Genomic DNA, 26,135 nt, shown 5'->3' on the forward strand with positions numbered 1-26,135 from the left:
CGGTGGGCTCCCTTCACGCGAATTGGTTGCACCGTAAGGGTGCCCCGCGCGCGAAGGGAGGAAACTTACAGCCAGTACGCAGGAAGGCTAGACAGCGGTGCCGACGGGCTCGGGCGCGGTCTGCGCCTTGACGCGGCGGGTCACGACGCGCTCGGCCACGAAGGACAGGAAGGGCACGGTTCCGGCCAGCAGCACCAGGACCGTGAAGCCGACCTTCCAGCGCGCGCGGCGGGCCAGGTCGGCCGCGAGCACCAGGTAGACCATGTACAGGAAGCCGTGCGCCGGGCCCACCAGCGCGACGATCGTCTCGTCGTCGGCGGTGTACTTGATCACGGTACCGACGGTGAGCACGATCAGCAGCACGCCGACGATCCAGGCGATGACCCGGTAGCGCGTGAGGGCAGGGTTGAGTTTCATGTCGTCATCCTGGGAAGTCGCTCGGGCGGCGGTCGGGATTGGCGGACAGCCAGGCCAGCATCCGGTTGTACTGCGCGAGCTGCGGATCCTCGTCGTCCGGCGGGGACGAGGGCACGGGCGCCGGCCGGGGCGCCATCGGGCGCAGCGGCGGCGGCCCGGGACGCGGCGCGCGGGTGCCGCGGGCGTCCCGGATCGCCCGGCCCCACAGGAACACCACGAAGATCGCGAAGAGCGGCCACTGGACGGTGTACGCCCAGCTGAGCATGTTGCCCGCGGTGGCCCGCTGGTACTGCCAGACGCACGCGGCCACGCACACGGCGACCCCGACGAGTGTCAGGACATGCCCGAGCACCCATCGGGGTGAGAAAAACTGCCGCACAAGTAGGCAGGCTACTCAGTCGAAGACCGGGCCGACGTCGCGGGTGCGCTTGATCTCGTAGAAGCCGGGCGTGCCGGCGACCAGGAGGGTGCCGTCCCACAGGCGGCCGGCGGCCTCGCCCTTCGGGCGCGGGGTGACGACCGGGCCGAAGAACGCGATGAGGTTGCCGTCCGGGCCGGGGACGTGGATCACCGGCGTGCCGACGTCCATGCCGACCGGGTTCATGCCGGCGAAGTGGCTCTCGCGCAGCTGGTCGTCGTACTCGGCCGAGTCGGCGAAGTCGGCCAGGTCGGCCGGGAGCCCGGCCTCGGCCAGCGCCGCGCGGTACAGCTCCGGCCCGAGCTCCTGCTGCTCGTGGTGGATCCGGTTGCCCAGGGCGGTGTAAAGCGGACGAAGTACGTCATTTCCGAACTTCTGCTCGGCCGCGATCGCCACCCGGACCGGGCCCCAACCCTTTGCCAGACCCTCCTTGTATTTCTCCGGCAGGTCGTCGCGGCCCTCGTTGAGGATCGAGAGGCTCATCACGTGGAAGCGGACGTCGACCGGGCGGACCTGCTCCACCTCCAGCAACCAGCGGGACGTGATCCAGGCCCACGGGCAGCGCGGGTCGAACCACATATCGGCGATGACGCGGTCTTCGGTCACGGCGGTGACCACCTCTCTAGTGAAAGAGTCGGGAACCCGATGCGATCCTTACGCAACCCTCGTGTGAGGTACCACTTCGGGCACGAGTGACCTGAGCCACTCCCCCAGTCTCCTCCGCGAGCATGGAACACTCGGGGTGACGCCGTCGACGGGGACGGCCACAGCGAAACGACAGGAGACGAGACGTGGCCGGTGTACGCAACCTACGCCAGGTCGAAGCGGTCGAGCGGGCCCGCCTGCTCGAGGTGACGGCGTATGACATCAGCCTCGATCTGACCGACGGCGCCGGGAATCCGGGCGAGGGCACGTTCCGGTCGACCAGCGAGGTCCGGTTCACCTGCCGGGAGCCGGGCGCCGGGACGTTCATCGAGGTGGCCGCGGCGGCCCTGCACGGCGCCACGCTGAACGGCGAGCCCGTCGACACGAGCGGCTGGTCCACCGAGCGCGGCCTGGGGCTCACCGGCCTGCGCGCCGACAACGTCCTCGTCGTCGACGCCGAGTTCCCGTACTCCGCGACCGGCCAGGGCCTGCACCGCAGCGTCGACCCCGTCGACAAGGAGGTGTACCTCTACAGCCAGTTCGAGACGGCCGACGCCCAGCGCGCCTTCGCCTGCTTCGACCAGCCGGACCTCAAGGCGGCGTTCACCTTCCGCGTCACGGCGCCCAAGCACTGGAAGGTCATCTCCAACATGCCGGCGGCGAGCCAGGACGGGCTCGTGCGGGTCTTCCAGACCACGCCGCGGATGAGCACCTACATCACCGCCGTGTGCGCCGGGCCCTACCACGAGGTCCGCGACAGCCACGACGGCATCGACCTGGGCGTCTTCTGCCGGCAGTCGATGAAGCAGTACCTCGACGCCGACGACATCAACCTCGTGACCAAGCAGGGCTTCGACTTCTTCCACGAGGAGTTCGGCATCCGGTACCCGCTGCCGAAGTACGACCAGGTGTACTCGCCCGAGTTCAACGCGGGCGCGATGGAGAACTTCGGCTGCGTCGTGCACGCCGAGCAGCACTACATCTTCCGCTCGCCGGTCACCGACTTCGAGTACGAGCAGCGCGCCAACACGATCCTGCACGAGCTCGCCCACATGTGGTTCGGCGACCTCGTGACCATGCGCTGGTGGGACGACCTGTGGCTGAACGAGTCGTTCGCCGAGTGGGCCAGCCACTGGTGCAACACGCACGCGACCCGGTTCACCGACGCGTGGACGACGTTCCTGTCGGTCCGCAAGAACTGGGGCTACCGGCAGGACCAGCTCTCCTCGACGCACCCGGTGTACACCGAGATGCCCGACGTCGAGGCGGTCGAGGTCAACTTCGACGGCATCACGTACGCCAAGGGCGCCAGCGTCATCAAGCAGCTCGTCGCGTACGTGGGGATCGACGCCTTCCGCAGCGGCCTGCGCTCCTACTTCGCCCAGCACCAGTGGGGCAACGCGACCTTCGACGACCTGCTGACCGCGCTCGAGTCGGCCAGCGGCAAGGAGCTGCGCAAGTTCGCCGCCCAGTGGCTGGAGACGGCCCAGGTCAACACGCTGCGCCCGGAGCTCACGGTGGCCGCCGACGGCACCTACGAGCGCGTGGTGGTGCGCCAGGAAGCCCCGGCCGCCTACCCGACGCTGCGCACGCACCGGATCGGCATCGGCCTGTACGACCTCGTGGACGGCGCCCTGGTGCGCCGCGAGCTGGTCGAGGCCGACGTGGACGGCGAGCAGACCGAGATCGCCGCGCTGGCCGGGACCCGCGCGGCCGACGTGCTGCTGCTCAACGACGACGACCTGACGTACGCCAAGCTGCGCCTCGACCCCGAGTCGATGGCGGTCGTGGTCGACCACATCGACGGCCTGGACAACTCCCTGGCTCGCGCACTGGTCTGGTCCGCCTCGTGGGACATGGTCCGCGACGCCGAGCTGGCCGCGCGCGACTACGTGCGGCTGGTCGCCACCGGCCTGGCCGCCGAGCGGGACATCAACCTGGTCACCGCGACGATCCGGCAGGCCCAGTCGGCGCTGGTCTTCTACGCCGACCCGGCCTGGGCGCCGCAGGGCTGGGCCCAGATCGCCGACGCCGCCCGCAACGCGCTGCGCTCGGCCGAGCCGGGCAGCGGCTTCCAGCTGGCCTGGGCCCGCTCGTTCGCGGCCGCCGCCCGCACCGGGGCCGACCTCGCGGTGCTGGCCGGCTGGCTGCGCGGCGAGGACGTGCCGCCCGGCCTGACCATCCAGGCCGACCTGCGCTGGGGCATCCTGCACTCGCTGATCGCCGGCGGCGCGGCCGACCCGGCGCAGATCGAGGACGAGCTGGACCGCGACCGCACGGCCAGCGGCGAGCGCCAGGCCGCCCTCGCCCGGGCCCTGGTGCCGACCGCGGAGTCGAAGGCGGAGACCTGGCGCCGGCTCACCGAGGACCACGCGCTGCCCAACTGGCTGCAGCGCTCGCTGCTGCAGGGCTTCCAGCACTCGGCCCAGCAGGAGCTGACCGCGCCCTACGTGCCGGCCTACTTCGACGCGCTGCTGCCGGTGTGGTCCAACCGCGACAGCGAGCCGGCGGCCGAGTTCGTCGAGATGGCGTACCCGGCCTACCAGGTCAGCGACGAGACCGTGGCGCGCACCGAGGCCTGGCTGGCCACCCCGGACACGCCGGCGCCGCTGCGCCGTCTGGTGGGCGAGGGCCGCGACGGCATCGTGCGGGCCCTCAAGGCACGGGCGAAGGACGCGTCGGCCTCATAGTCCGTACACACGAAAACGCCGCGCTCCCCGTCGGAGCGCGGCGTTTCTCGTCAACGTCAGTGCCGGCCCGCGTGGTCGGCCAGCTGGGCCAGGCCGGAGACCAGACCGCCGGCCAGGTCGCCCCCGCCGAACGCGGCCGCCATCGACAGCGCGGCGAGCTTCGCCGCCCGGTCGGGCAGGCGGCGGCGGGCCTCGCCCCCGGTCACGATCTCCAGCACCCGCTGGTTCGGCGACAGGGCGATCAGCACCGAGTTGGGCGGGTCGGCGAGCTGGTCGTGCAGCTTCTCCGAGTAGGCCCGGGCCGGCTCCTCGAGGTCGCCGACGTAGATGCTGAAGGTCAGCCCGGTCGACGTGTCGGCCAGGCGCAGCGCCTCGTCGAGGCGGAGCAGCTGGCGCGTGGTGAACGGGCCGTTGAGGACTTCGGGCCGGCCGGTCAGGCCGGCCGGGCTACCACCGGTCACTTGCGCCTCCGATGACTTGCGGCTGCGTGCGCTCGCCGGACCACTCGGTGGTCGCGGAGGCGTCGTTGCCCGCGGGCAGAGCGGCCCGCCGCGCACCGGTGAGCTCGCGGGCGTGCGCCGCCTCGGCCAGCTGCTCGGGCGCGGAGAGGAACCAGACCGGCGTGAACTCGAACGGCCGTCCGGGCCGGTAACGCCGGCTACGGCGGGAACCCCCCGCGTAGACGGCGCCCGCGATGAGCAGGATGACCGCAAGCGGGATCCCGGCGAAAATCAGCGTCGTCTCGATGATGGACAAGCTCAACGCCCCCAGGCGTCGAAGGGACTAAAAGACCGGCTTCACGTTAGCGGGCGGCAATGACCAGCCGGTTGCCGGGGGCCTACCGTCACTGACATGGACACCACGCGCCAGTATGCCCAATCCCTCGACGCACAGGACTCGATCGGACATTTCCGGGCGCGTTTCTACATTCCGGACGAACAGCTGGTCTATTTCGACGGCAACTCCCTCGGCCGGCTGCCGCTCGCCACCCGCGAGCGCCTGCGCGAGGCCGTCGACCGCGAATGGGGCCACGAGCTGATCCGCGGCTGGGACAGCTGGATCGACCTCGCCCGTTCCGTCGGCGACGTGCTGGCTTCGTCGGTACTGCACGTGCCCCCCGGCGAGGTGATCCTGTCCGACTCCACCAGCGTGAACGCGTACAAACTGGCCGCCGCGGCGCTCGATGCCCGGCCCGGCCGCGGCGTCATCGTCACCGACGACGACAACTTCCCCACCGACCGGTACGTCCTCGAGGGCCTCGCCAAGGCCCGCGGCCTGGAGCTGCGGGTGATCGAGACCGACGTCGACGCCGGCGTGGACCCGGACCGGGTGGCCGCGGCGCTGGACGACGACGTGGCGCTGGTCTGCCTGTCCCACGTGGCGTACCGCTCGGGCGCGATCGCCGACATGGTGGCGATCACCACTGCGGCGCACCGCGTGGGGGCCCTCACACTGTGGGATCTCTGCCACTCGGCGGGCGCGGTGCGGGTGCCGCTGCGCGAGTCGGGCGCGGACCTGGCCGTGGGGTGCACGTACAAGTACCTCAACGGCGGCCCGGGCGCGCCCGCGTTCCTCTACGTGCGCGAGGACCTGCAGGCCGAGCTGCGCCAGCCGATCTGGGGCTGGTTCGGGCGCAAGGACCAGTTCGCGATGGGCGCCGGCTACGAGCCGGCCGGCTCGATCGACCGCTTCCTGGTCGGCACGCCGCCGGTCCTGGGCGGGTACGCGGCCCTGGAGGGCGCCCGGATCACGGCCGAGGCCGGCCTGGACGCGCTCGCGGCGAAGGGTGCGGCGCTGACCGACTACGCGATCGATCTCGCCGCGGCGTGGCTCGGCGACCGGCTCACCCTGGCCGGCCCCGCGCAGGCCGAGCGGCGCGGCAGCCACGTGACGTTCCGCGCGCCCGAGGCCTGGCAGATCTGCCAGGCGCTCAAGGCCGCGGGCGTGATCCCGGACTTCCGCACGCCGGAGCGGCTGCGGATCGGGCTGGCCCCGCTGTACACCCGCTTCGCCGACGTCCACGAGGGCATGACGAGGCTGCGCGAGATCGTCGACTCGGGCTCCTACGCCTCCTTCGAGGCGTCGCTGTCCCGGGTCACCTGATCTAGGCGGCGGCCTGGACCTCGTCGGCCGGCAGGTCCAGCCAGTCGGCCCAGCGTGGGTCGGGCGTGCGGTGGCCGAGGACGCGCCAGGCCACACCCTTGGGCGCAATGGGGGTGGCATGCAAACGCCAGCCGAGTTCGGCTGGCGTTTTGTCACCTTTGGTGTGGTTGCAGCGGGCGCAGGCGGCTACGACGTTCTCCCAGGCGTGCCGCCCACCGCGACTGCGTGGCATCACGTGGTCGATGGTCTCGGCGGGTCCGCGGCAGTAGGCGCAGCGCCATCCGTCGCGCGCGAATATTCCGCGGCGGGAGAGGCCTATGTGCGTGCGGTACGGGACCCGCACGTAGCGGGTGAGCCGGACCACCGAGGGCACCGGCAACTCGTTCATCGCACTGTGGAGAATTCCGTCCCCGTCGGCGACACACACGGCCTTCGACGTCAGGACGAGGATGGTGGCACGTCTGACAGACACGACACACAGGGGCTCGTAGGTGGCGTTCAGCACCAGCGCACCCGATACTCGTGCGGGTCGTATGTCAGGCATCGCGCCGTCCCCCTAGTACGTGAAGGAAGTCTCCCTGGTAATGGCCATGTGACGTCTGCTTACGGGCCCACCGGTGGTGGTCCGTGGGCTAATCGTCCCTGATAGATCCTCGGATTGCACGTACTATTTGCGGCCGGTGGGTGAACCTTCCCCCGTGACCCCCCGTTCTTTGGGCGGACTTACCCCGGTTCGCCCCGGTTTGCTGCGAGGAGCCCAGTGATCAGCCCCATCGCGATGCCCCTGGAGACGCCGGCGCCCGGCAGCTCGCCGAGCTGCGCGGCTGCCGACAAGTCGGGCCTCTGCGACTTCGTCTGGGACACCTTCAACAGCAAGTGGCTGGCCGAGAGCAGCTACTGGGTGCTGGTCAAGCCGCTGACGATCCTCATGATCATCATCATCGCGCTGATCATCCGGGCGATCATCCATCGGGCTGTGGACCGGCTCATCCGGCACACGGTCGCCGACAACGAGGCCGGCGGGTCGGTCCTGCGCCCGCTGCGCAAGCGGCTGCCCACCCTGACCGCCCCCTCGGAGCGGCGCAACCAGCGCGCCCGGGCGCTCGGCTCGGTGCTGCGCAGCATCGTCTCGGCCGTGGTGTTCTCGATCGCCGCCATGCTCGTGCTGGGCGAGATCGGCATCGACCTCGCGCCGCTGCTGGCCAGCGCCGGCATCGCGGGCCTGGCCATCGGCTTCGGCGCCCAGAACCTGGTCAAGGACTTCATCGCCGGCCTGTTCATGCTGCTGGAGGACCAGTACGGGGTCGGCGACGTGGTCGACGTGGGCGAGACCAGCGGCACCGTCGAGGCGGTCGGCCTGCGCATCACCACGATCCGGGACGCGGCCGGCGTGGTCTGGTACGTGCGCAACGGCGAAATCGTCCGGGTCGGCAACAAGAGCCAGGGCTGGGCCGTGGTCAACATCGACGTGCCGGTCGGGTTCGTCTCCGTCGACCAGGCCACCGCGGTGCTGCAGGCCACGGCCGAGGAGTTCGCGGCCGACCCCGACTTCGCCGACGACTTCATGGACCCGCCCAAGGTGCTCGGCGTGGAGCAGCTGACCGCCGACGGCGCCGTGCTGCGGACCACCGTCAAGACGTCGAACGAGGCCCAGTGGCGCATCGGCCGCGAGCTGCGCCGGCGCCTGATGGAGTCGCTGGAGCGGGCCGGCATCGCCGCTCAGCTGACCGCGGCGCGGATGTACATCCGGCCGGCCAACGGCGACGGCGAGCCGGGCCAGAGCGGCCCCGCCTGAGTCCGGTACCGACGCGGGCTCTTCATCGAAGGCCGCCATTGTGCCGGTTGGCACGTCGCAAGGTCGCCGGTCGCCACCCAGCCGTTGTGGCCATATCGCCAGTAGCGCACCGAAAGGTGCTATTTGTCCAATCTCGCGGGCATCTGTGATCAACCCGGAGGGTAGGGTCGCGCGTCGGGTGGTCAGTCGGTTATCGTCCGTTCGTTCAGGTGCATCGCTGCACAGTGTCCCGGTCCGCCGCCGTTGACCCCTCTCGGGCGGATTGACCGGTTCGGCCGCGCCCGCGAACGTTCCACGCCGCTGTCGCGACCAAAGGGGAAGGGGGCTCTGCCGGTGTCGAAACCCGACGAGTCCGCCAACCGCCCCGCCACGATCCGGGAAACGCTCGCCAACCGCGAGTACGCGGCGCTGTTCACGGCCCAGGCGCAGTCGAGCCTGGGCGACAACGTGGCCCGGGCGGCGGTGGTCGCGCTGGTGTACCGCCAGACCAACTCCCCGATCCTCTCCGCCGCCGCGTTCGCCGTGAGCTACCTGCCCTGGCTCGGGTTCGGGGCGCTGCTGGCGGCGTGGGCGGAGCGGCACCCGTACCGGCGGACCATGATCGGTTGCGATCTCCTCCGGGCCACCATCATGCTGGTGCTGGCCGCCTTTCCGGGCCTGCCGACCGCGCTGATCATCCTGCTGCTGTTCGGCAACGCGCTGCTGAGCCCGCCGTTCGACGCCTCCCGCTCGGCGCTCATGCCGCAGCTGTTGCAGGGCGAGCAGTACGTCACCGCGATCACGCTCAACCGCACGACCGGCCAGGTCTCGCTGATCGCCGGCTACGCCCTCGGCGCGCTGCTGGCCTCCATCAACGGCTCCGTGGCGCTGCTGATCAACGGGCTCACGTTCATCGTCTCGGCCGCCCTGATCGCGCTGGTGATCAAGGAGCGGCAACCCGTCCTGAAGGCCGAGGAGCACACCGGCCTGCTGCGCGAGGCGGCCGACGGCTACCGGGTCGTGTTCAGCTCCCCCGTCATGCGGGCCATCGCGCTGGTCGTGTTCTGCGGCGTCTGCTTCGGCGTGGTCCCCGAGGGCCTGGCCGCGGCCTGGGCGGCCCACCTCGCCGGGCACTCCGACACGTTCGGCTTCGGCGTGATCATCACCGCCGCCGCGGCGGGCTTCGTGCTCGGCAGCGCCCTGGTCACCTGGCTGCTGCGACCCCAGCGGCGGGTCGCGCTGATCCGCCCGATGGCGATCGTCACACCCCTTGCGCTCGTACCGGCCCTGCTCGACCCGAGCCTGCCGGTGATCGTGGTCATGACGCTGCTCGCCGGCGCCTCGCTCGCGATCACGCTCCCGGCCGGGAACGGGCTGTTCGTGCAGGTGCTGCCGCCGGCGTACCGGGCCCGGGCCTTCGGGGTCATGCAGAGCGGCGTGCACCTGCTGCAGGGCGGGGCGATCCTGTTCACCGGCTGGCTCGCCACCTACTTCCCGCTGCCCGAGGTCGTCGGGTACTTCGGCATCGCCGGCCTGGGCGCCACCGTGCTGATCATCGCCGCGTGGCCCGCGAAGGCGACGATCGCCGACGCCATCGCGGCCAACAAGGTCCGGGTCGCGGCCGCGCAGTACACCGCCGACCACACCGGCATCGACGACCTCGGCGAGGTCACCATCGACCTGGCCCGGGTGCCCGTGCCGCCGCGCCGCCGCCGGCCCTCCCCCGGCCCGTCGGCCCGCCGCGAGCCGCTGATGCCCGACCCGGCCGAGCGCACCGTCGACCTCACCGAGCGCACGGCGGAGCTCGGGGGCCTCCCGCCCGCACCGCCGTCGCAGCCCGCGCGGCATAGTTGATGGCGTGAGCTCCCCGAACCCCGCATCCCCGAACTTCTACGAGCTCGTCGGCGGCGAGCCGACCTTCCGCAAGCTCGTCGACGAGTTCTACGCCGGCGTGGCCGAGGACCCGATCCTGCGCCCGCTGTACCCCGAGGAGGACCTCGGACCGGCGAACGAGCGCTTCCGGCTGTTCCTGATCCAGTACTGGGGCGGCCCGAGCACGTACTCCGAGAACCGCGGCCACCCGCGCCTGCGGATGCGCCACGCGCCGTTCCGGATCGCCTCCGCCGAGCGGGACGCCTGGCTGCGCCAGATGCGCCGGGCGGTCGACGCGATCGAGCTCGCACCCGAGCATGAGGCGGTGCTCTGGGACTATCTGGAGCGCGCGGCCCACTTCATGGTCAACGCCGACGACCCGGATGAATCGGACAGTCAGACCATTCCGGTGCTTTAGCGCCGTTTGCGTTTCCTTTCGCCACGTTTCGAGTTGTCTGGCTATGTGCCGCCGTCTCCGGCGGCACGGTCTGGCCCCGCCGGGGCATCACGAAACGACCGAGGAGACGCCTGCATGCGCCGACGCCTGATCGCCGCTGCCGCCACAGCAATGGCCGCTTTCGCGGTCGCCATCCCCGCCGCGCACGCCGCGCTCAACCAGCCCGCCGCAGTGTCGACGAACCCCGCCGACTTCACCCCGAACGTGACCGACGGCGAGGTCCGGGCGTTCGCGGTGGTCGGCGACACGGTGGTGGTGGGCGGCGACTTCGACACCGTCACGGACGCCCAGCGCAAGGTGCGCTACAACCGCAAGAACCTGTTCGCGTACCGTGCGACGACCGGCGAGATCCTCCCGTTCGCCCCGCAGCCGGACGCGCCGGTCTTCACGCTGGCGACCGGCCCGAACAACACCGTGTACGCGGGCGGGCAGTTCAAGCGCATCGCCGGGGGTGAGCAGCGGGGCCTGGCCCAGCTCAACCTCGCCGACGGCAGCCGCGTGCCGGCCTTCACCGCGGCCATCAACTGGGGCGACAGCCGCAGCGTCATCGCGCAGGGGCCGTGGTTGTACGTGGCCGGCTCCTTCAGCGCCATCGGCTCGACCCAGCGGATCGGCCTGGCCCGGCTCAACGCCGCGACCGGCGCCGTGGACCCCGCCTTCGACCTGAAGCTGGCCGCGCCGCACCTGACCCGCGTGAAGCTCGAGGACCTGGCCCTGACCCCGGACGGGACGCGGCTGGCCGTCGTCGGCGCCGTAGAGCAGGCCGCCGGCCAGTGGCGGGCCCAGGTCGTGATGGTCGACATGCCGGCCGGCGGGGCCGTGAAGCTCGCCGACTGGTACACCGACGCCTACGCCCACGAGTGCCGGGCCGGCTTCGAGACGTACCTGCGCGGCGTCGACTTCGACCCGACGGGCACCTACGCCACGATCGTGGCCACCGGCCGCAAGTGGGGCGAGAACCTGATGTGCGACACGGCGGCCCGCTTCGACCTGCGCGGGACGGGGCTGCACAAGCCGCTGTGGGTGAACCACACGGGCGGCGACTCGCTGTACTCCGTCGCGGACACCGGCTCGGCCGTCTACGTCGGCGGGCACCAGCGCTGGATGGACAACCCGCAGGGCCGGGAGACGGCGGGGCCGGGCGCGGTGTCGCGGCCGGGGATCGCGGCCATCGACCCGAAGACGGGCAAGGCGACCGCGTGGAACCCGCAGCGCAACCCGCGGGGCGTGGGCGCCCGGGCGCTGCTGGCCACGCCGCAGGGGCTGCTTGTGGGCTCGGACACCGAACGGATCGGCGGGGAGTACCACGGGCGCCTGGCTCTGATGCCTGTCGCCTGAACGGCTTTCCCCTTTGGGCTTACGAGAACGGCCCCCGTCCTTGGACGGGGGCCGTTCTTCATGTGGGGTGACTGATGGGATTTGAACCCACGACACCCGGGACCACAACCCGGTGCTCTGCCAACTGAGCTACAGCCACCATGAACTCGCCCGCTAATAGTAGGGCATGCGGGACGGGATCCGTCGACAGGGTTATGACGCGTTCGTGTCGCCTTCCCGGCTGAGCTCGGCGGCGATCGACTTGGCCGTCTCGACGTCCGGGCCGGGCAGCGGCACGAAGAGCGTGCGGCGGTAGTACTCCAGCTCACGGATGCTTTCGCGGATGTCCGCGAGGGCGCGGTGGGCGAGGCCCTTCGGGGGCTGGCCGAAGTACACGCGCGGGTACCAGCGCCGGCAGAGCTCCTTGATGGAGGAGACGTCGATCATCCGGTAGTGCAGGTGGTGGTCGAGGCGCGGCATGTCGCGAGCCAGGAAGCCGCGGTCCGTCGCGATCGAGTTGCCGCACAGCGGGGCGGTGCGCGGGTCCCGCACGTGCTCGGTGATGTACCCCATGATGAGGTCCTCCGCCTCGGCCACCGTGACGGCGGAGGCGCGTACGGCCTCGGTGAGACCCGAGCGCCCGTGCATGTCGCGCACGACCTCGAGCATCCCGTCCAGTGCGGCGTCGTCGGCGTGGATCACCACGTCGACGCCTTCGCCGAGCACGTTGAGATCCGGGTCGGTCACCAGCGCCGCCACTTCGATCAGCGCGTCCTTACCCAGATCGAGGCCCGTCATCTCACAGTCGATCCAGACCAAAAGATCACCCACACCCGACAGCCTAGTGTTCATTTGGCTGACTTCTCGCTCCTCGGTGCAGGCAACCACCCATACTGCGCCATGTCGTTACCAAAGCCGGCCTTCAATGTGGCGTGGATCACCACCCGGCGGCGGCTCAACGCGCGGCGGTTTTGGCGGTCTGGTCGGTTTCGTCCGTCTCGTCGGCCACCCCGACCGGCGCCCACGTGAACTGGATGTCGATCGCGGGCATGGCGGGCAGCGGGGGCAGGTCGATGTCGAGCTCGATGTCCTTGGGCGCGGGGCGGTCGAGCTCGCACTCGGCCATCGCCCGCTTCTCGGCCGCGTTGCCTGCCTCGGCCGCGTTGCCCGCCTCCGTCTGGGGCTCGCTCTCGGCCTTGGCCTCGTTTTCGGCGTCCGCGGCCGCCAGGACGTCGGCGAGGGTGGCCATGATGCGGGCCTTCTCGACCTTCGGCTCGTCGACCACCTGCTCGGCCTGCTCTTCGGCCTTTGCTTCCGCCTTTTCTGCCGTCGTTGCGGCCGCCGGCTCTTCCGCCGGCTCCTCCTCGCGGGACTCCGAGGTGGGCTGGACCGGAATCGGCAGCGGCTCGGCGGGCACGTCCTCGGCCGGCGCTTCGTCGGTGGACTCGGTCGCGGTGCCGGCCGCCTGCAGCGCCGGCCGGGCCGGGGGCCAGGCCAGCGTGATCAGGGCGAGGAAGAACAGCGCGCCGCCGAGCATGAGCAGGCCGCCGGTGGTCGGGCCGAGCCACGCCGGAGCCAGGCGGGCGGTGATGTCGGCTTCGATCCCGTCGGTACCGTCGGCGCGCATCACCACCAGCGACAGGTGCTTGCCCCGCAGGGCCGAGGGCGACCAGGTCAGCTCGCTGCGGCCGTCGCGCTGGACGCTGCGGGCGGTCCAGAACTTCTCGCCCGCCGGTCCTTCGCCCTTGTCGGCGAGGCGCGGGTTGGCCGGCTCCTGGGCGCCCGGGTCCCGAACGGCGGGATCCTGGGCGGCGGGGTCCTGCGCCGCGGCGGCCGGGTCTTGCGGGGCCGCGGCTGGGTCCTGCGGAGCCGCCGCCGGGTCCTGCGCCGCGGCCGGCGGCGCCGGGTTGGCCCGGCCGGTACGGTTCGCGGCCGTCGTGCCCAGCTCCACCGGCAGCGGGCCGCGGGCCAGCCGCACGTGGGTCAGGTTGGCGTACGACCGCTCGCCCAGGTACCGCTTGACCTCTGCCTCCGGGGCGAGCCCGATGAAGAGCGGGCCGCCGGAGCCGACCGCCGACAGGCTGAGCGTGGTCTGCCCACCCCGCGCGAACGGCGCATCGGCCCGCAGGAGCGCGTCGACGTCGGGCACGACCACCGCGGTACCGTCCGTGCGGACCGGTTCCAGCCGTGCCCTGAACGTGTCGTCGGCGGCCCGGTGCTCCATGGCCAACAGGAGTCCGCCACCGGCGAGAGCCAGCGGCACCGCGATGAGCAGCAGCAGCGCGCCGACACCCGCCCGAACCAGACGCACGACCATGGCAGCGGCCCCTCTTCCCCCGGCGTTACTGCCCCGACATTACCGGCAATTCGGACTATTTCTTCCCAAATCGCCGGTAACGCCGCTCTTTACTTCACGGGTACCTGCACCGTCACCGTTGTCTGGTTGAGGTCGTCGACGCGGGCCGTGAACTTGAACTCCCAGGTGCCCGGGGACACGAGCGAGACCTGCCCGACGGCGTGGTCGTCGCTGACCGCGAGGGTCGGCACGGTCAGCGGCTCGATCCCCTTGGCGGGCAGGGCGGCCGTCGCCTTCCACTCCACGACGGTCTGCGGGCCGGAGCCGTCGGCCTTCACGGCGTACAAGTGGATGGAGTTCTGCCCCACCGTCGCCGGCGAGATGTCGACCTGCAGCTTGAGCAGGCTCGTGGCGACCACGGTGTCGAACGGCCCGGGCGGGGTGTCGCTCTCGCCGCTGCGCGCGGGGCTGGTCTGCACGAGGACCGAGGTCAGCGCCAGCACGATCACGGCGATGGCGACCTCGACGATGACCGCGGTGCGCAGCCGCTTGCGGTCGCGCTGCTCGATCTGCGGCGCCGCCACGTCCACGGCCGACGCGTGCCGGCCCTCGACCTCGCCGCGCCGCCGGAGCTCGACCACGTCGGCGCCGTCCCGCACGTGCAGCTCGCCGCCGTCGCGGTTCCGGCCGGCGTTCCGGGAACCCTGGCGGGCGTGGATGCTGCTGACGTTGGCGTGTACGCGCTCGGCGTGCCGCTCCTCCCGCCCGTCGGCGTCCTCCGCTTCGTCGTCTTCCTCGTCGTCTTCCTCGCCGTCGGGGTCGTCCGCGTCTTCACCGTCATCGGCGTCGTCGCGGTCCTCGGTGGCGTCGTGCTCCTCGGAATCCTCGTAGGTCCAGTCGGCCTCGTCTTCGTCCTCGAAGGCCGCTTCTTCGAAGCCCGCTCCCTCGCGGGCCACTCCCTTGCGGGCCGCTTCGCGATCTGCGAGCTCTCCCTTGCGGGCCGCTTCGCCGCGGGCCGCTTCGCCGCGGGCCGCTTCGCCGCGGGCCGCTTCGCCGCGGGCCGCTTCGCCGCGGGCCGCTTCGCGATCTGTGAGCTCTCCCTTGCCGGACATTTCCGACATGTCGCCGACGCCCTGACCAACCGGGGTGAAGCGGCGGTTGGTGAGGCGGCGCGAGTACGCCGCGACCGCGATCACGACGGCGAGGAGCGCGACCTTGGCGATGACGATCTGGCCGTACGTCGTGCCGGTGAGCGCGTCCAGCGTCCCGATCTCCACCAGGGCCTGCGCCGTGCCCGCGAGCACCAGGACCGTGATCGCGAACAGGGCCCAGCCGGACCAGACCGGCACGATCGCGGTCAGCTCGCGGGTGTTGGCCCGGCGCAGCAGGAAGCCGAACAGCATCACCAGGCCGCCCAGCCAGACCGACATGGCCGCGAGGTGGGCGGCGTCGGCGACCACGGTGAGCGTCGGCACCGGCGAGGCGCTCGGGTGCCCGGAGATCGGCCAGGTCGCGAGGCCGACGACGCCCAGGATGACCAGCATCGTCTGGTCGAACTTGCCCGCGCGGCCGGCGATGACCGGCCGGAGGAGGATCGCGGTGGCGAGCACCACGCCCAGCCGGACCAGGTGCGCGGCCCCGAACGGGGTGCCCAGGACCTCCCGGGTGGCGGCGCCGGTGACGTCGAAGAGGGTCGTGCCGGCGGTGTAGGGGATTTCGACGTACAACTCGAGGATCGTGCTGACCGCGAGCAGTCCGGCACCGGCCATGGCCACGCGGCCCGGATCGCGGGTGGAGAGCCGGCGCGGCCAGAGCGCGAACAGGATCAGCGCCGGGCCGACCAGCAGCACCAGGCCGGCGAAGCCCAGGAACCGGGCCACCGACATGGCGGCCTTGACGATCCCGTCGGTCTGCACGGAGGAGCCGGCGTCGTCGGCGTTCGGCGTGTTGGAGACCTCGCCGAAGGAGAAGCTGTAGCCGCCGCTGACCGGGTGGCTGTCGGCCGAGATGACCCGGTAGCTGACCAGGTACGTGCCCCTCGGCCCGCCGGACTTGAGCGGGATCACGAGTTCCTGGTCGCGCACCGCCGGCTTGCCGGTGTCCGCCCGGCTCCCGTCCGGCGCGATGACCTTGATCTTGTCGGCGACCAGGCGTACCTGCTCGCTGAAGGTGAGCGTCACCTCACCGGGCAGGTCCTGGAGCACCGTGCCGGCGACCGGCGCGGTCTGTTCGAGTTCCGCGTGCGCGCTGGCGGGCGCGGCGGGCAGCACGAGGATGGCCAAGGCGCCGAGGAGCATCGCCAGGGGTACGGACCATCTGCGGTTGGTCATGACGTCATGATTTCGCGCCGGTCATTCTGAGGTGGTCGCGGGTGGCCCCCGAAAAGTTCCCGGTGACTTTCGGTAGCTGCGCCATGGACGTCCCGCTATGGGTCCCCGTTTCTGTCGTACCCCCGCGATAGAGTCTCGCCATGACGACGACACGCTTGGAGCCGGGTGACACCGCCCCCGAGTTCACGTTACAGACGGACCGGGACGAGACTCTGTCGCTCGCCGACCTGCGCGGACGCAAGGTCGTCCTGTACGCCTACCCGGCCGCGATGACCCCGGGCTGCACCAAGCAGGCCTGCGACTTCCGGGACAACCTGGCGTCGCTGAAGTCCGCCGGCTACGAGGTCGTGGGCATCTCCCCCGACTCCCCGGCGAAGCTGGCGCAGTTCCGCGAGCGGGACGCGATCACGTTCCCGCTTGTCTCCGACCCGGACCGGGCCGTGCTGCGGTCCTACGGCGCCTACGGGGAGAAGCAGAACTACGGGCGCACGGTGCTCGGGGTGATCCGGTCGACCTTCGTGATCGACGAGAAGGGGCAGATCGAGCGGGCCATGTACAACGTGCGGGCCACCGGGCATGTGGCCAAGCTGCGCAAGGATCTTGGGCTGGATTGAGAGGCGAAGGCAGGGCCGGGGGGCCGGGGGGCCGGGGGGGGAAGGGTTACAGAGCTCACTTCTTGGCTGAGGTTTGGTTGGGGTTGCGGTTGTCAAAACCCCTTCCGCCCGACGGTCGTTGGCACGCCGCGGCTGGCTCTGGGGCAAGATCGGGGCGAAAACACACTGGTAATCCGGCCGAAACGGTTGCTGCCTAGGCTCCGTGCATGGCGGACATCTTCGATGAATACTCGATGTCCGGGGCCATGTTCGAAGCTTGGGACGAGATGTTCGAACGCCCCGGTCAGCCGCGGTCGCCCTATCGGTCGCTGTTCGCCGCGCTCCAGCCACTGGCCCCGGCCGACCTGCGGTTCCGGGCCGATCAGCTGGCTCGCGTGTTCACGGATCGCGGGGTCACGTTCGCGTACGCGGGCGAGGAGCGGCCCTTCCCGCTCGACCTGATCCCGCGCATCCTCGACGCCGCCGAGTGGGATCTGGTCACCGCCGCGGTGCAGCAGCGGGTCAAGGCGCTCGAGGCGTTCCTGGCCGACATCTACGGGGCCGGGCGGGTCTTCGCCGACGGGGTCGTGCCGCGCAAGCTGATCACGACCAGCGCGCACTTCCACCGCCAGGCCTACGGCATCGAGCCGCCCAACGGGGTCCGCGTCCACATCAGCGGGGTCGACCTCGTGCGGGACGAGGCCGGGCGGTTCCGGGTGCTCGAGGACAACCTGCGGATTCCCAGCGGCGTGTCGTACGTCATCGAGAACCGGCGAGCGCTGACGCACACCATGCCCGCGCTGTTCGCCGACGCCCGGGTGCGGCCCGTCGACGACTATCCGGCCCGGCTGCTCGCCGCGCTGCGGGCGGCCGCTCCCGAGGGCGTCGAGGACCCGACCGTCGTCGTGCTCACGCCCGGCGTGTACAACGCGGCCTACTTCGAGCACGCGCTGCTCGCCCGGCTCATGGGCGTCGAGCTCGTCGAGGGGCGCGACCTCGTCTGCAGCGGCAACCGGGTCCGGATGCGCACCACGCAGGGCGAGCGGCCGGTGCACGTGGTGTACCGGCGGGTGGACGACGACTTCATCGACCCGCTGCACTTCCGGCCCGACTCGGTGATCGGCTGCCCGGGGATCGTGAACGCGGCCCGCGCCGGGCAGGTGACCCTCGCCAACGCGATCGGCAACGGGGTGGCCGACGACAAGCTGCTCTACACGTACGTGCCCGACCTGATCCGGTACTACCTGGCGGAGGAGCCGCTGATCGACAACGTGGAGACGTACCGGCTGGACGAGCGCGACCCCGAAATCCTGCACGACGTGCTCGACCGGCTCGACCAGCTGGTGCTCAAGCCGGTCGACGGGGCCGGGGGCAAGGGCATCGTGATCGGGCCGCAGGCCTCCGCCGAGACGCTCGCCACGCTGCGGCAGGCCGTCGCCAAGGACCCGCGGGGCTGGATCGCCCAGCGGCCGGTCGCCCTGTCGACGTCGCCGACGCTGCTCGGGGACCGGGTCGCCCCCCGGCACATCGACCTGCGGCCGTTCGCGGTCAACGACGGCAACGAGATCTGGCTGCTGCCGGGCGGGCTGACCCGGGTCGCGCTGCCCGAGGGGGCGCTGGTGGTCAACTCCAGCCAGGGCGGCGGCTCCAAGGACACCTGGGTGCTCGCCCACCCCGGCGACCCGGCGCCCGCCCCGCGGCCCCGGATCGCGGCCGAGCCCCGCGACGCCGGGTCGAGCCCGCGCGACACCGGGCCGGCGGCCGCGCAACTGGCCGGACAGCAGCAGTAGGGAGGGGGACGCATGCTCAGCCGCATCGCGGAATCGCTGTTCTGGATCGGCCGGTACATCGAACGTGCCGACGACACCGCCCGCATCCTCGACGCCTTCCTCGGCCGTCTCCTCGAGGACCCCTGGGCCGACGAGGACGGGGCCTGCCGCACGCTGATGTCGATCCTCGGCGCGCCGGCCCCGCAGGACCGCCGGCTCACCACCGGCGACGTGCTCGAACTGCTCGCCTTCGACGCGGAGGATCCCAGCGCGATCTCCGGCGCGATCGTGGCGGCGCGGGACAACGCACGTGGGGTACGAGAGACGATTTCCAGCGAAATGTGGGAATGCCTCAACGTCACCTGGCACACCCTGGCATCCCGCCGGGTCGCGGCCGAGCGCCTCGGGCCGACCGTGTTCCTGAGCTATGTCCGCGAGCGGGCGGCCGTGCTCAACGGCCTCGCCGAGTCGACCATGAGCCGCGACGACGGCTGGCGGTTCCTGGTGCTGGGCCGCAGCCTGGAGCGGGTCGACATGACCGCCCGGCTGCTGTCGATCCAGACCAACACGCCCGACGAGGTGACCGGCTGGCGCACGGTGCTGCGCTCGTGCGGCGCCGACGAGGCATTCCTGCGCACCCACGGCGGCACGTTCGACCCGCAGCGGGTCACCGAGTTCCTGCTCCTGGACCGCCTGTTTCCCCGGTCCGCGCTGCATGCCCTCGGTACCGCCGAGCAGTGCCTGGTCGACCTCGCCCCCACCACCGAGCGGGCCGGCGTGACCGACGCCGCGCGCCGGCCGATCGGGCAGATCCGCACGCGGCTGGAGTACGCCGACACGACCACGCTGCTCGCCGAGCTCCCCCAGCACCTGCGCGCGCTGCAGCAGACCTGCGCGACGGCGAGCGCGGCCATCACCGCCCGGTACTTTCCGCAGTCCACGCCCGTCACGTGGGGCACAGTCGCTTGGGGTGGCTCATGAACTGGCGCCTGAAGATCCGGCACGTCACGGGGTACAAATACGCCGGTACCGTGTCCGCTTCTTACAACGAGGCCCGCCTCACGCCGCTGACGCTGCCCTGGCAGACCACGCTCTTCAGCCAGGTCGAGGTCACGCCCGGCGCGGCCACCTACCGCTACCACGACTACTGGGCGACCCAGGTGACCGCGTTCGACCTGCACCGCCCGCACCAGCAGCTCCGCGTCGTGTCGAGCAGCCTGGTCGAGGTCACCCCGCCGCCGACGCCGTCCCTGTCGCTGGACTGGGCCGCGCTCGGTACCAGCGCCGTCCTCGACGCCCAGGCCGAGTTCCTCGCCTGCTCCCGGCTGACCTCGGTGAGCGCCGCCCTGGCCGAGGACGCCTGGAGCGCCGTCGGTGCCGCCGCACCCGCCCGGTTCGCCGAGGCCGTCTGCCACTGGGTGCGGGACGCGGTCGCCTACGTCCCCGGCTCGACCGGCGTGCAGACCAGCGCCCAGGAGGCGTGGGACCTGCGCAAGGGCGTCTGCCAGGACATCGCGCACCTGACCGTGGGCCTGTTGCGGGCGCGCGGGATTCCGGCGCGGTACGTGTCCGGGTACCTGCACCCCAAGGTCGAGGCCGAGGTCGGCGAGACGGTCGCCGGGCAGAGCCACGCCTGGGTCGAGTGGTGGGCCGGCGAGTGGACCGGCTTCGATCCCACCAACGGCGTGCCGGTCGGCCCGCGGCACGTCGTGGTCGCCCGCGGCCGCGACTACGACGACGTCCCGCCGCTGCGTGGCGTGTACCACGGCGCCCCGAGCAAGCACCTGGGCGTCACGGTGGAGATCACCCGGCTGGCCTGAGTATTGTGTCTCTCTGTTACGCGGGGCCGTAGCCCAATGGCAGAGGCACACGGTTTAGGTCCGTGCCAGTGTGAGTTCGACTCTCACCGGCCCCACGCTCTTTTATCGGTTCGGCAAGGTGTTTTCCGCCTCGTACACTCGTCCGCATTATGACGAAGCTGAATCAGATCATCGCGGTCGAGAAGGGCGTCAAGTCCCGCTCGTTCCAGGACCTCACCGAGGCGCACCACGTCCTGCAGAAGCCGGCGCTGCTGGCGGGCATCTCCCGCACGTACCGGCCGAAGGACGAGGAAGGCGAGCAGCTCCCGCCCGAGTCGACGCGCGTGCAGGTCAAGGCCGAGGAGGTCCTCCGCCAGACCGGGACCATCCTGACCCGCCTCTTCGACGTCACCGCGACCAAGGACTGGACGAACTGCGTGGCCCGCGCGGACGTCTCCGTCGACGGCGAGGTCCTGCTCCGCGAGGTCCCGGTGTCGTACCTGCTCTTCCTCGAGAAGCAGCTGGCCGACCTCCTCACCTTCGTGCGCAAGCTCCCGATCCTCGACGCCGCCGAGACCTGGGTCTACGACGCATCCGCCGACACCTATGCGACCGAGCCGACCCAGACCACGCGCACCAAGAAGATCCCGCGCAACCACGTCAAGGCCGAGGCCACGGAGAAGCACCCGGCCCAGGTCGAGGTCTACTACGAGGACGTCGTCATCGGCTACTGGAAGACCGTCAAGTTCTCCGGCGCCCTCCCCGCCAAGCGCGTCAACGAACTCGTCGAGCGCGTCGAAAAGCTGCAGGCCGCCGTGAAGTTCGCCCGCGAAGAGGCCAACGGCGTCGAGGTCGTCCAGCAGGAGACCGGCGAGAAGGTGTTCCGCTTCCTCTTCGGCTCCTGATGGTGTACTTCCAGTGAGCGCCCCATCGCCGCCCGCTAATGCGCTTTCGTGGGGCGGGGGGTTGGTCTTAGGATTGGAGGCGCGCAAGGAGCGCAGACTGATCCTGAGGCTCAGTTTGACAGGTGCGCGCGGTGTCAACGTGGAGGTTCGATTCCTTCCGCCGCCACGAACCATGGCGGTGTAGCCCAATGGCAGAGGCGGCCGCGGGAACCGAAACACAAACTCAACTTCTCGCTCCAGTCTGAGCATCCGCCGCCGAACGCCGGATCAACCGAACGGGACGCCAGTCGTCGAGGTTGCGGGTTCAACTCCCGCTCGGTCCTCTCCACGGGCCGATAGCTCAATCGAAGAGCGCGACGTCATAACCTGATCCACGTTCTTCAAACGTCGCCGGTGTGCGCAATTGGGCGGCAAGCCGAAGCCCGGTGGATGGATACTCCGCCGGGCTTCACCAATTCCCCGCCGGCCCTCTGTCACCGCGGGCACTTCCTCAGCCCGGATCTCTTGCGGCGGACTCTGGAGAGCCCCATCCTCCGGGCCGCCCTGGCACCTCCGCGCGGCACCCTGCCGCCGCGGGCACTTCCTCAGTCCGGATCTCTTGCGGCGGACCCTGGCACCTCCCCACCCGCACTCTGCCACCGCGGGTACCTCCTCAGCCCGGATCTCACGCGGCCGCCGGCTCCACCCACGCGGCCGTCCCCACCGCGTCTCTCCCAATGCGGTTCCCTTTTTGGTCCCTCACACCATCTCGGGCGGCGCTCCACACTCCTTGATCGCATCGGCGAGCGCTGTCAGCGACCGCACCACCGCATTGCGCCCCTCCCCGCCGTGCAACACCTTCCGAGGTTCGCGAATCCTCTCCACCCCGATCGCGTGCGCCCCGGCCCGCTGCGTCGCCGACATCGCCGAGAACGTCGCGCACACCACTGCCGTGTCCTGAGCCCGCACGCCGATCGCCTCGAACACCGGCGCCAACGTCCGAACCGTGGGGTTCCGCACCGCAAACCCCCGCCCCAACGCCGGCCCGACCAGGCTCCGCAGCCCCAGCCGATGCAGGTACCGCCCAACCGCCGACTCACTGTGCGGCGCATACACGGCCACCGACCGCCCGGTAGCCCGGCACGCCTCAAGCAAGTCGGCCGTACCGCTCGTCACCGGCACCCAGTCCGCCGCATCCACCTCCGCGTCGTGGATCAACTGCTCGGCCCTGCGCCCGACTTCCTCGGACACCTCATACGCCTCGGCCAGCATCTCGAACGGGTTGTCACTGGTACCCACCAGAATCGAACCCCGATGCCCGTTCTCCAGCAGCATCTCCCCCACCTGCCGCGCCACCACCTCCGGCTCAGGCAGCAGGTTCCCCAACACACTGAACGTCACCACAACGTGATGCGTGCGCTGAAGAATCTCGGCAAGATGGGGCCGCACCCGCACGGGCGTCACGGCTTGATCATGTCCCGCCTACCGCCTCCCGGGACGCGTTATGCCACTTTCGCCCCGCCGCCCGGCGTGCTCTCGCCGCTACTGTCCGAATCCCATCCGATCACCCCTCCACCAGCCGTTTCCCGCCCCTCTCCAGCCGCGCCCAACAACTCCCGTCGCACCCGAACTTCCCCGCGCCCAGGTTCCGTCTTGGCAACCGCCGCACCTTCGCCCTGGCCACAGCCGCCGCACCGGCGCCCTGGCCAAACCGCGACCGCCGCTGACAGCCGACCGCCTCCTACACCACCAGCGCGGCCGTGACCGCTGACCGCTGGCGGCTCCAACGCCTTAGCGCGAGCTAACAGCCGACTGCCCCCAACACCACGAGCGCGGACGTGACAGCCGACCGCCTCCTACACCACCAGCGCGGCCGTGACCGCTGACCGCTGGCGGCTCCAACGCCTTAGCGCGAGCTAACAGCCGACTGCCCCCAACACCACGAGCGCGGACGTGACAGCCGACCGCCTCCTACACCACCGACGCGGCCGTGACCGCTGACCGCTGACCGCTGGCAGCTCCAACACCATCAGCGCGAGCTAACAGCCGACCACCCCCAACACCACCAGCGCGGACGTGACAGCCGACCGCCTCCTACACCACCGACGCGGCCGTGACCGCTGACCGCTGACCGCTGGCAGCTCCAACACCATCAGCGCGAGCTAACAGCCGACCACCCCCAACACCACCAGCGCGGACGTGACAGCCGACCGCCTCCTACACCACCAGCGCGGACGTGACCGCTGGCAGCTGGCAGCTCCAACACCATCAGCGCGAGCTAACAGCCGACCGCCCCCAACACCACCAGCGCGGACGTGACAGCCGACCGCCTCCTACACCACCAGCGCGGACGTGATCGCTGACGGCTGACGGCTCCAACACCATCAGCGCGATATGACCGCTGACCGGTAACGCCTCACGACTCAGGCTCGAAGGGTCAGGCTCACGGCTCGGTGCTCACGACCGAAGCCCAACCGCGACGATCGGCAAGGCACCGCCGACACGCACTCTCCCGTCTCCCGCGAACCCGATGCAACGCCGCCGGCACGGCACACAAGGCCCGGCTCGGACGCAACCTTCACCCGTGCACCGCGTGAGGCACGTCGCCAGTGCCGCCCCGTCAGGTCAGTTCAACTCCGACGGTGATCTCACCGGCCACGAGTCGTGGCCAAGGCACCGTATTCGGTCAGGATCAAATCATTGCCCTTCCTCCCTTAGAGATAAAAGCTTGTCGCTCTTCGCTTTTCGACTCCCGCTCGGTGGGACTGCCGCCCGTTGGACGCGCCCGCCACCCGACGCGTGCCCGGTAGGACTGCCGCCTGCCAGGCGCGGCACGGCGGAGCCACGGATCCGTCCGTAACTGCTCAGAAGTGTGCCGTCCAAGCGGGCGATGATCTTTTGACCACCCACGGCCGCCCCGGTGCGCCGCGGGTTTGCAGTCATGCGCAGCAAGCCGCGCAGCGGCGCAGCCCACCAGAACCCAACGCGCCCTCAGCGCAGCGTGATCTCGTCGCCGACAGCGATTTTGCCGCGCGCGTCCGGGATGAGATTGACGCCGAACAGCAGCCCTTCGGGGAACCGCCGGCGCTTGCCCAGCACCGACAGCGGCTGCCGCCCCTTCTCCTGCGTCTCCTGGTCGATCGTGGTCAGCACGCACCGCGAGCAGGCCTTCGGCACCCGGAAGACCACGTCGCCGATGACGATGCGCCGCCCGATCCAGCCGTCCTCCGCCCAGGCGGGCGCACCGGCGACGACCACGTTGGGGCGGAAGCGGGTCATCGGGACCGGCTCCGCGCCCTCCTCGGCAAGCCAGTCGTTGACCGCGCTCAGCGAGGCCTCGTTGGTCAGCAGCAGCGGGAAGCCGTCCGCGAAGCTGACCGTGTCGCCCGGCGTCGCATAGTCCGGTTCGACCGCCCGCCGCGTCGGATCGTCGAGGTAGAACAGGCGCGCCGGCCGTTCGATCACCTCCGACAGCCAGCGGTTCGCGGCGTCCCCCGCGGACGTCGCGGCGATCCACTGGAAGAAGTGCTTGATGTCGGTCGTCTCCGCCGAGGGGAACGGCACCTCGATCGGCGTCGCCCCGGCGGCCTCGAGCACGAGCCCCTGGTCGGTGTACCGCGGCCGGACCCGTCCCATCGCGGGCCAGTCCCGCTGCGTGATCAGCTTGGCGGCCTCGTCGACGACCATCCACCGGCGGTCGCCCGCCAGCCCCCACGGTTCGACTTCCGCGTTGTCTGCTTCGACGCGATAGCAGCTCTTGATCGGGTAGGTCGCCAGGTAGCTCAGCCGCACGATCCGAGAGTCGCATGTCGCACCCCCTTTCCGCCATCGTCCGGCCACCATTCTGAATGACTCCATGCACTTGACGCAACCCTGAAAGCCGACTTACAGTCCCTCCATGACCCAAAACCCGCGCCAGCGGATACTCGACCTCTTCGACGGACAGCGACTGACGCCCGTCCAGCGCCGCATCGCGCGCATCCTGGTCGAGCACGCCGGGCGGGCCGGTTACCTGTCCAGCGGCGACCTGGCGACCCTCGCGGGCGTCAGCCAGCCCTCGGTGACCAGGTTCGCGATGGCGCTGGGATTCGAGGGCTACCCGGCGCTGCGGGACCAGCTCCGGGTCACGATCGACGGCTACCGCCACAGCCCGTCCACAATGGACGACCCCGACGAGTCCGCCCCGGTCAGCGAGTTCGAGCAGGCGCTGGGCGACGAGATCGGCAACCTGCAGCGGCTCGCCGACACGCTGAAGGATCCCGCGCCGCTGGCGGAGGCGGGCCGGTTGCTGATGTCGAGCCGCCCGCTGCCGGTCCTCGGCCTCCGAGCGGCCGCGGCGCTGGCCGGAGCGTTCGCCTATTTCGCGGCCAAGGTCCACCCGGACGTCCGGCTCGTGCACGAACAGGGCAGCCTGCTCGCGGATCGCTTGGAACAGGCACGCGCGGCCGGTGCAGTTGCCATGCTGGCGTTTGTGCTGCCCAGGTATCCACGCGAGGCGGTCGACGCGCTCCGCGAGGCGCGGGCCGCCGGGCTTCGCGTGGTCACCGTGACGGACTCGCCGGTCAGCCCGGCGGCCGCGGAGTCCGATCTGGTCCTGCCCGCGCCCGTGGGCTCCCGCCTGGTGTTCGACATGCACGCCGCGCCGATGGCCATGGTGACGATGCTGCTCCAGGCGATGTGCGACGCCGAACCGGCCGAAACCCAGGAGCGGCTCGAGGCATTCGAGCGCTCCGCCGCCACCCGTCAGGTATTCCTGCCCTAGCCGAGGAGA

The 26,135-nt window shown here is 70.8% G+C and carries 23 protein-coding genes and 2 tRNA genes; 13 read left to right on the forward strand and 12 right to left on the reverse strand.

Annotated elements, in window-relative coordinates; genetic code table 11:
- Positions 1-87: 87 nt before the first annotated feature.
- Genes ACQPZ4_RS46035 through ACQPZ4_RS46045 form a run of 3 tightly spaced genes read right to left on the reverse strand, consistent with a single transcriptional unit; the run spans position 88 to position 1,414 of the window.
- Complete coding sequence (locus ACQPZ4_RS46035) at positions 88-417, reverse strand: DUF3817 domain-containing protein (protein ID WP_433051457.1); 330 nt, start codon at positions 415-417, stop codon at positions 88-90.
- Between the two features lie 4 nt (positions 418-421).
- Positions 422-796, reverse strand: coding sequence for a hypothetical protein (locus ACQPZ4_RS46040; protein ID WP_433051460.1), 375 nt, complete (start codon positions 794-796; stop codon positions 422-424).
- Positions 797-811: 15 nt separating this feature from the next.
- Positions 812-1,414, reverse strand: a complete 603-nt coding sequence (locus ACQPZ4_RS46045) for a mycothiol-dependent nitroreductase Rv2466c family protein (RefSeq protein WP_433066996.1) — start codon at positions 1,412-1,414, stop codon at positions 812-814.
- A 212-nt stretch (positions 1,415-1,626) separates the two neighbouring features.
- Between ACQPZ4_RS46045 and pepN the strand changes: the two genes are divergently transcribed.
- Entirely contained in the window at positions 1,627-4,170 is a 2,544-nt protein-coding gene (pepN, locus tag ACQPZ4_RS46050; RefSeq protein ID WP_433051463.1) for an aminopeptidase N, read from the forward strand.
- A gap of 56 nt (positions 4,171-4,226) precedes the next feature.
- Here pepN and ACQPZ4_RS46055 read toward each other — a convergent pair whose 3' ends face one another.
- Positions 4,227-4,631 carry a DUF5130 family protein gene (locus ACQPZ4_RS46055; protein WP_433051466.1) on the reverse strand — a complete coding sequence of 135 codons (405 nt, stop codon included), beginning with the start codon at positions 4,629-4,631 and terminating at the stop codon, positions 4,227-4,229.
- Positions 4,618-4,926, reverse strand: coding sequence for an aa3-type cytochrome oxidase subunit CtaJ (ctaJ, locus tag ACQPZ4_RS46060; RefSeq protein ID WP_433051469.1), 309 nt, complete (start codon positions 4,924-4,926; stop codon positions 4,618-4,620). Before ctaJ ends, ACQPZ4_RS46055 begins: the two co-directional genes overlap by 14 nt.
- A gap of 96 nt (positions 4,927-5,022) precedes the next feature.
- Between ctaJ and kynU the strand changes: the two genes are divergently transcribed.
- Positions 5,023-6,273 carry a kynureninase gene (gene kynU / locus ACQPZ4_RS46065; RefSeq protein WP_433051472.1) on the forward strand — a complete coding sequence of 417 codons (1,251 nt, stop codon included), beginning with the start codon at positions 5,023-5,025 and terminating at the stop codon, positions 6,271-6,273.
- A gap of 1 nt (position 6,274) precedes the next feature.
- Here kynU and ACQPZ4_RS46070 read toward each other — a convergent pair whose 3' ends face one another.
- Positions 6,275-6,817, reverse strand: a complete 543-nt coding sequence (locus ACQPZ4_RS46070; RefSeq protein WP_433051475.1) for an HNH endonuclease — start codon at positions 6,815-6,817, stop codon at positions 6,275-6,277.
- Between the two features lie 216 nt (positions 6,818-7,033).
- On the opposite strand from ACQPZ4_RS46070, the gene ACQPZ4_RS46075 reads away from it, so the two are divergent.
- The 4 genes from ACQPZ4_RS46075 (at position 7,034) to ACQPZ4_RS46090 (ending at position 11,714) form a co-directional block, all read left to right on the forward strand.
- A complete protein-coding gene (locus ACQPZ4_RS46075) occupies positions 7,034-8,068 on the forward strand; it encodes a mechanosensitive ion channel family protein (RefSeq protein ID WP_433051478.1) in 1,035 nt (344 codons plus the stop codon).
- 333 nt (positions 8,069-8,401) lie between these two features.
- Positions 8,402-9,901 (forward strand): MFS transporter, encoded by a 1,500-nt coding sequence (locus ACQPZ4_RS46080; RefSeq protein WP_433051480.1) that lies wholly within the window; start codon positions 8,402-8,404, stop codon positions 9,899-9,901.
- Between the two features lie 4 nt (positions 9,902-9,905).
- A complete protein-coding gene (locus ACQPZ4_RS46085; protein WP_433051483.1) occupies positions 9,906-10,337 on the forward strand; it encodes a globin in 432 nt (143 codons plus the stop codon).
- 114 nt (positions 10,338-10,451) lie between these two features.
- Complete coding sequence (locus tag ACQPZ4_RS46090) at positions 10,452-11,714, forward strand: delta-60 repeat domain-containing protein (protein ID WP_433051486.1); 1,263 nt, start codon at positions 10,452-10,454, stop codon at positions 11,712-11,714.
- A gap of 63 nt (positions 11,715-11,777) precedes the next feature.
- On the opposite strand, the gene ACQPZ4_RS46095 is transcribed toward ACQPZ4_RS46090, so the two are convergent.
- The 4 genes from ACQPZ4_RS46095 to ACQPZ4_RS46110 form a co-directional block, all read right to left on the reverse strand.
- Positions 11,778-11,853, reverse strand: a tRNA-His gene (locus tag ACQPZ4_RS46095).
- 53 nt (positions 11,854-11,906) lie between these two features.
- Positions 11,907-12,545, reverse strand: a complete 639-nt coding sequence (orn, locus tag ACQPZ4_RS46100) for an oligoribonuclease (protein WP_433051489.1) — start codon at positions 12,543-12,545, stop codon at positions 11,907-11,909.
- Positions 12,546-12,648: 103 nt separating this feature from the next.
- The gene (locus ACQPZ4_RS46105; protein WP_433051492.1) at positions 12,649-14,010 is read right to left on the reverse strand and encodes a hypothetical protein; all 1,362 of its coding nucleotides are present in this window, start codon (positions 14,008-14,010) and stop codon (positions 12,649-12,651) included.
- 89 nt (positions 14,011-14,099) lie between these two features.
- Entirely contained in the window at positions 14,100-16,319 is a 2,220-nt protein-coding gene (locus ACQPZ4_RS46110; protein ID WP_433051495.1) for a copper resistance CopC/CopD family protein, read from the reverse strand.
- 140 nt (positions 16,320-16,459) lie between these two features.
- Between ACQPZ4_RS46110 and bcp the strand changes: the two genes are divergently transcribed.
- The 6 genes from bcp to ACQPZ4_RS46140 all read left to right on the forward strand — a co-directional run bounded on the left by bcp (position 16,460) and on the right by ACQPZ4_RS46140 (position 21,385).
- Positions 16,460-16,933 carry a thioredoxin-dependent thiol peroxidase gene (bcp, locus tag ACQPZ4_RS46115; RefSeq protein ID WP_433051498.1) on the forward strand — a complete coding sequence of 158 codons (474 nt, stop codon included), beginning with the start codon at positions 16,460-16,462 and terminating at the stop codon, positions 16,931-16,933.
- Between the two features lie 206 nt (positions 16,934-17,139).
- Complete coding sequence (locus ACQPZ4_RS46120) at positions 17,140-18,702, forward strand: circularly permuted type 2 ATP-grasp protein (protein WP_433051501.1); 1,563 nt, start codon at positions 17,140-17,142, stop codon at positions 18,700-18,702.
- 12 nt (positions 18,703-18,714) lie between these two features.
- A complete protein-coding gene (locus tag ACQPZ4_RS46125; protein ID WP_433051504.1) occupies positions 18,715-19,662 on the forward strand; it encodes an alpha-E domain-containing protein in 948 nt (315 codons plus the stop codon).
- Positions 19,659-20,501 (forward strand): transglutaminase family protein, encoded by an 843-nt coding sequence (locus tag ACQPZ4_RS46130; protein ID WP_433051507.1) that lies wholly within the window; start codon positions 19,659-19,661, stop codon positions 20,499-20,501. The genes ACQPZ4_RS46125 and ACQPZ4_RS46130 overlap by 4 nt, the downstream gene beginning before the upstream one ends.
- 22 nt (positions 20,502-20,523) lie before the next feature.
- Positions 20,524-20,596 (forward strand) — tRNA-Leu (locus ACQPZ4_RS46135).
- Between the two features lie 54 nt (positions 20,597-20,650).
- A complete protein-coding gene (locus ACQPZ4_RS46140; protein WP_433051510.1) occupies positions 20,651-21,385 on the forward strand; it encodes a hypothetical protein in 735 nt (244 codons plus the stop codon).
- A 738-nt stretch (positions 21,386-22,123) separates the two neighbouring features.
- Here the strand turns inward: ACQPZ4_RS46140 and ACQPZ4_RS46145 are convergent.
- Both ACQPZ4_RS46145 and ACQPZ4_RS46150 read right to left on the reverse strand, forming a co-directional pair.
- Positions 22,124-22,828 (reverse strand): hypothetical protein, encoded by a 705-nt coding sequence (locus tag ACQPZ4_RS46145; protein ID WP_433051513.1) that lies wholly within the window; start codon positions 22,826-22,828, stop codon positions 22,124-22,126.
- A 1,527-nt stretch (positions 22,829-24,355) separates the two neighbouring features.
- Entirely contained in the window at positions 24,356-25,156 is an 801-nt protein-coding gene (locus ACQPZ4_RS46150) for an MOSC domain-containing protein (protein ID WP_433051516.1), read from the reverse strand.
- A 106-nt stretch (positions 25,157-25,262) separates the two neighbouring features.
- On the opposite strand from ACQPZ4_RS46150, the gene ACQPZ4_RS46155 reads away from it, so the two are divergent.
- Positions 25,263-26,126 carry a MurR/RpiR family transcriptional regulator gene (locus ACQPZ4_RS46155; protein ID WP_433051519.1) on the forward strand — a complete coding sequence of 288 codons (864 nt, stop codon included), beginning with the start codon at positions 25,263-25,265 and terminating at the stop codon, positions 26,124-26,126.
- Positions 26,127-26,135: the final 9 nt, after the last annotated feature.

Origin of the sequence: Dactylosporangium sp. CS-033363 (genome assembly GCF_050942475.1) — a bacterium.
Lineage (GTDB): Bacteria > Actinomycetota > Actinomycetes > Mycobacteriales > Micromonosporaceae > Dactylosporangium.

What these genes read in the sequence shown, in the direction of transcription:
- ACQPZ4_RS46035 (WP_433051457.1), bottom strand. Translation starts at nt 417, where the DNA reads ATGAAACTCAACCCTGCCCTCACGCGCTACCGGGTCATCGCCTGGATC.
- ACQPZ4_RS46045 (WP_433066996.1), bottom strand. Translation starts at nt 1,414, where the DNA reads ATGTGGTTCGACCCGCGCTGCCCGTGGGCCTGGATCACGTCCCGCTGG.
- kynU (WP_433051472.1), top strand. Translation starts at nt 5,023, where the DNA reads ATGGACACCACGCGCCAGTATGCCCAATCCCTCGACGCACAGGACTCG.
- ACQPZ4_RS46070 (WP_433051475.1), bottom strand. Translation starts at nt 6,817, where the DNA reads ATGCCTGACATACGACCCGCACGAGTATCGGGTGCGCTGGTGCTGAAC.
- ACQPZ4_RS46090 (WP_433051486.1), top strand. Translation starts at nt 10,452, where the DNA reads ATGCGCCGACGCCTGATCGCCGCTGCCGCCACAGCAATGGCCGCTTTC.
- orn (WP_433051489.1), bottom strand. Translation starts at nt 12,545, where the DNA reads ATGAACACTAGGCTGTCGGGTGTGGGTGATCTTTTGGTCTGGATCGAC.
- ACQPZ4_RS46105 (WP_433051492.1), bottom strand. Translation starts at nt 14,010, where the DNA reads ATGGTCGTGCGTCTGGTTCGGGCGGGTGTCGGCGCGCTGCTGCTGCTC.
- ACQPZ4_RS46110 (WP_433051495.1), bottom strand. Translation starts at nt 16,319, where the DNA reads ATGACCAACCGCAGATGGTCCGTACCCCTGGCGATGCTCCTCGGCGCC.
- bcp (WP_433051498.1), top strand. Translation starts at nt 16,460, where the DNA reads ATGACGACGACACGCTTGGAGCCGGGTGACACCGCCCCCGAGTTCACG.
- ACQPZ4_RS46120 (WP_433051501.1), top strand. Translation starts at nt 17,140, where the DNA reads ATGGCGGACATCTTCGATGAATACTCGATGTCCGGGGCCATGTTCGAA.
- ACQPZ4_RS46125 (WP_433051504.1), top strand. Translation starts at nt 18,715, where the DNA reads ATGCTCAGCCGCATCGCGGAATCGCTGTTCTGGATCGGCCGGTACATC.
- ACQPZ4_RS46130 (WP_433051507.1), top strand. Translation starts at nt 19,659, where the DNA reads ATGAACTGGCGCCTGAAGATCCGGCACGTCACGGGGTACAAATACGCC.
- ACQPZ4_RS46140 (WP_433051510.1), top strand. Translation starts at nt 20,651, where the DNA reads ATGACGAAGCTGAATCAGATCATCGCGGTCGAGAAGGGCGTCAAGTCC.
- ACQPZ4_RS46155 (WP_433051519.1), top strand. Translation starts at nt 25,263, where the DNA reads ATGACCCAAAACCCGCGCCAGCGGATACTCGACCTCTTCGACGGACAG.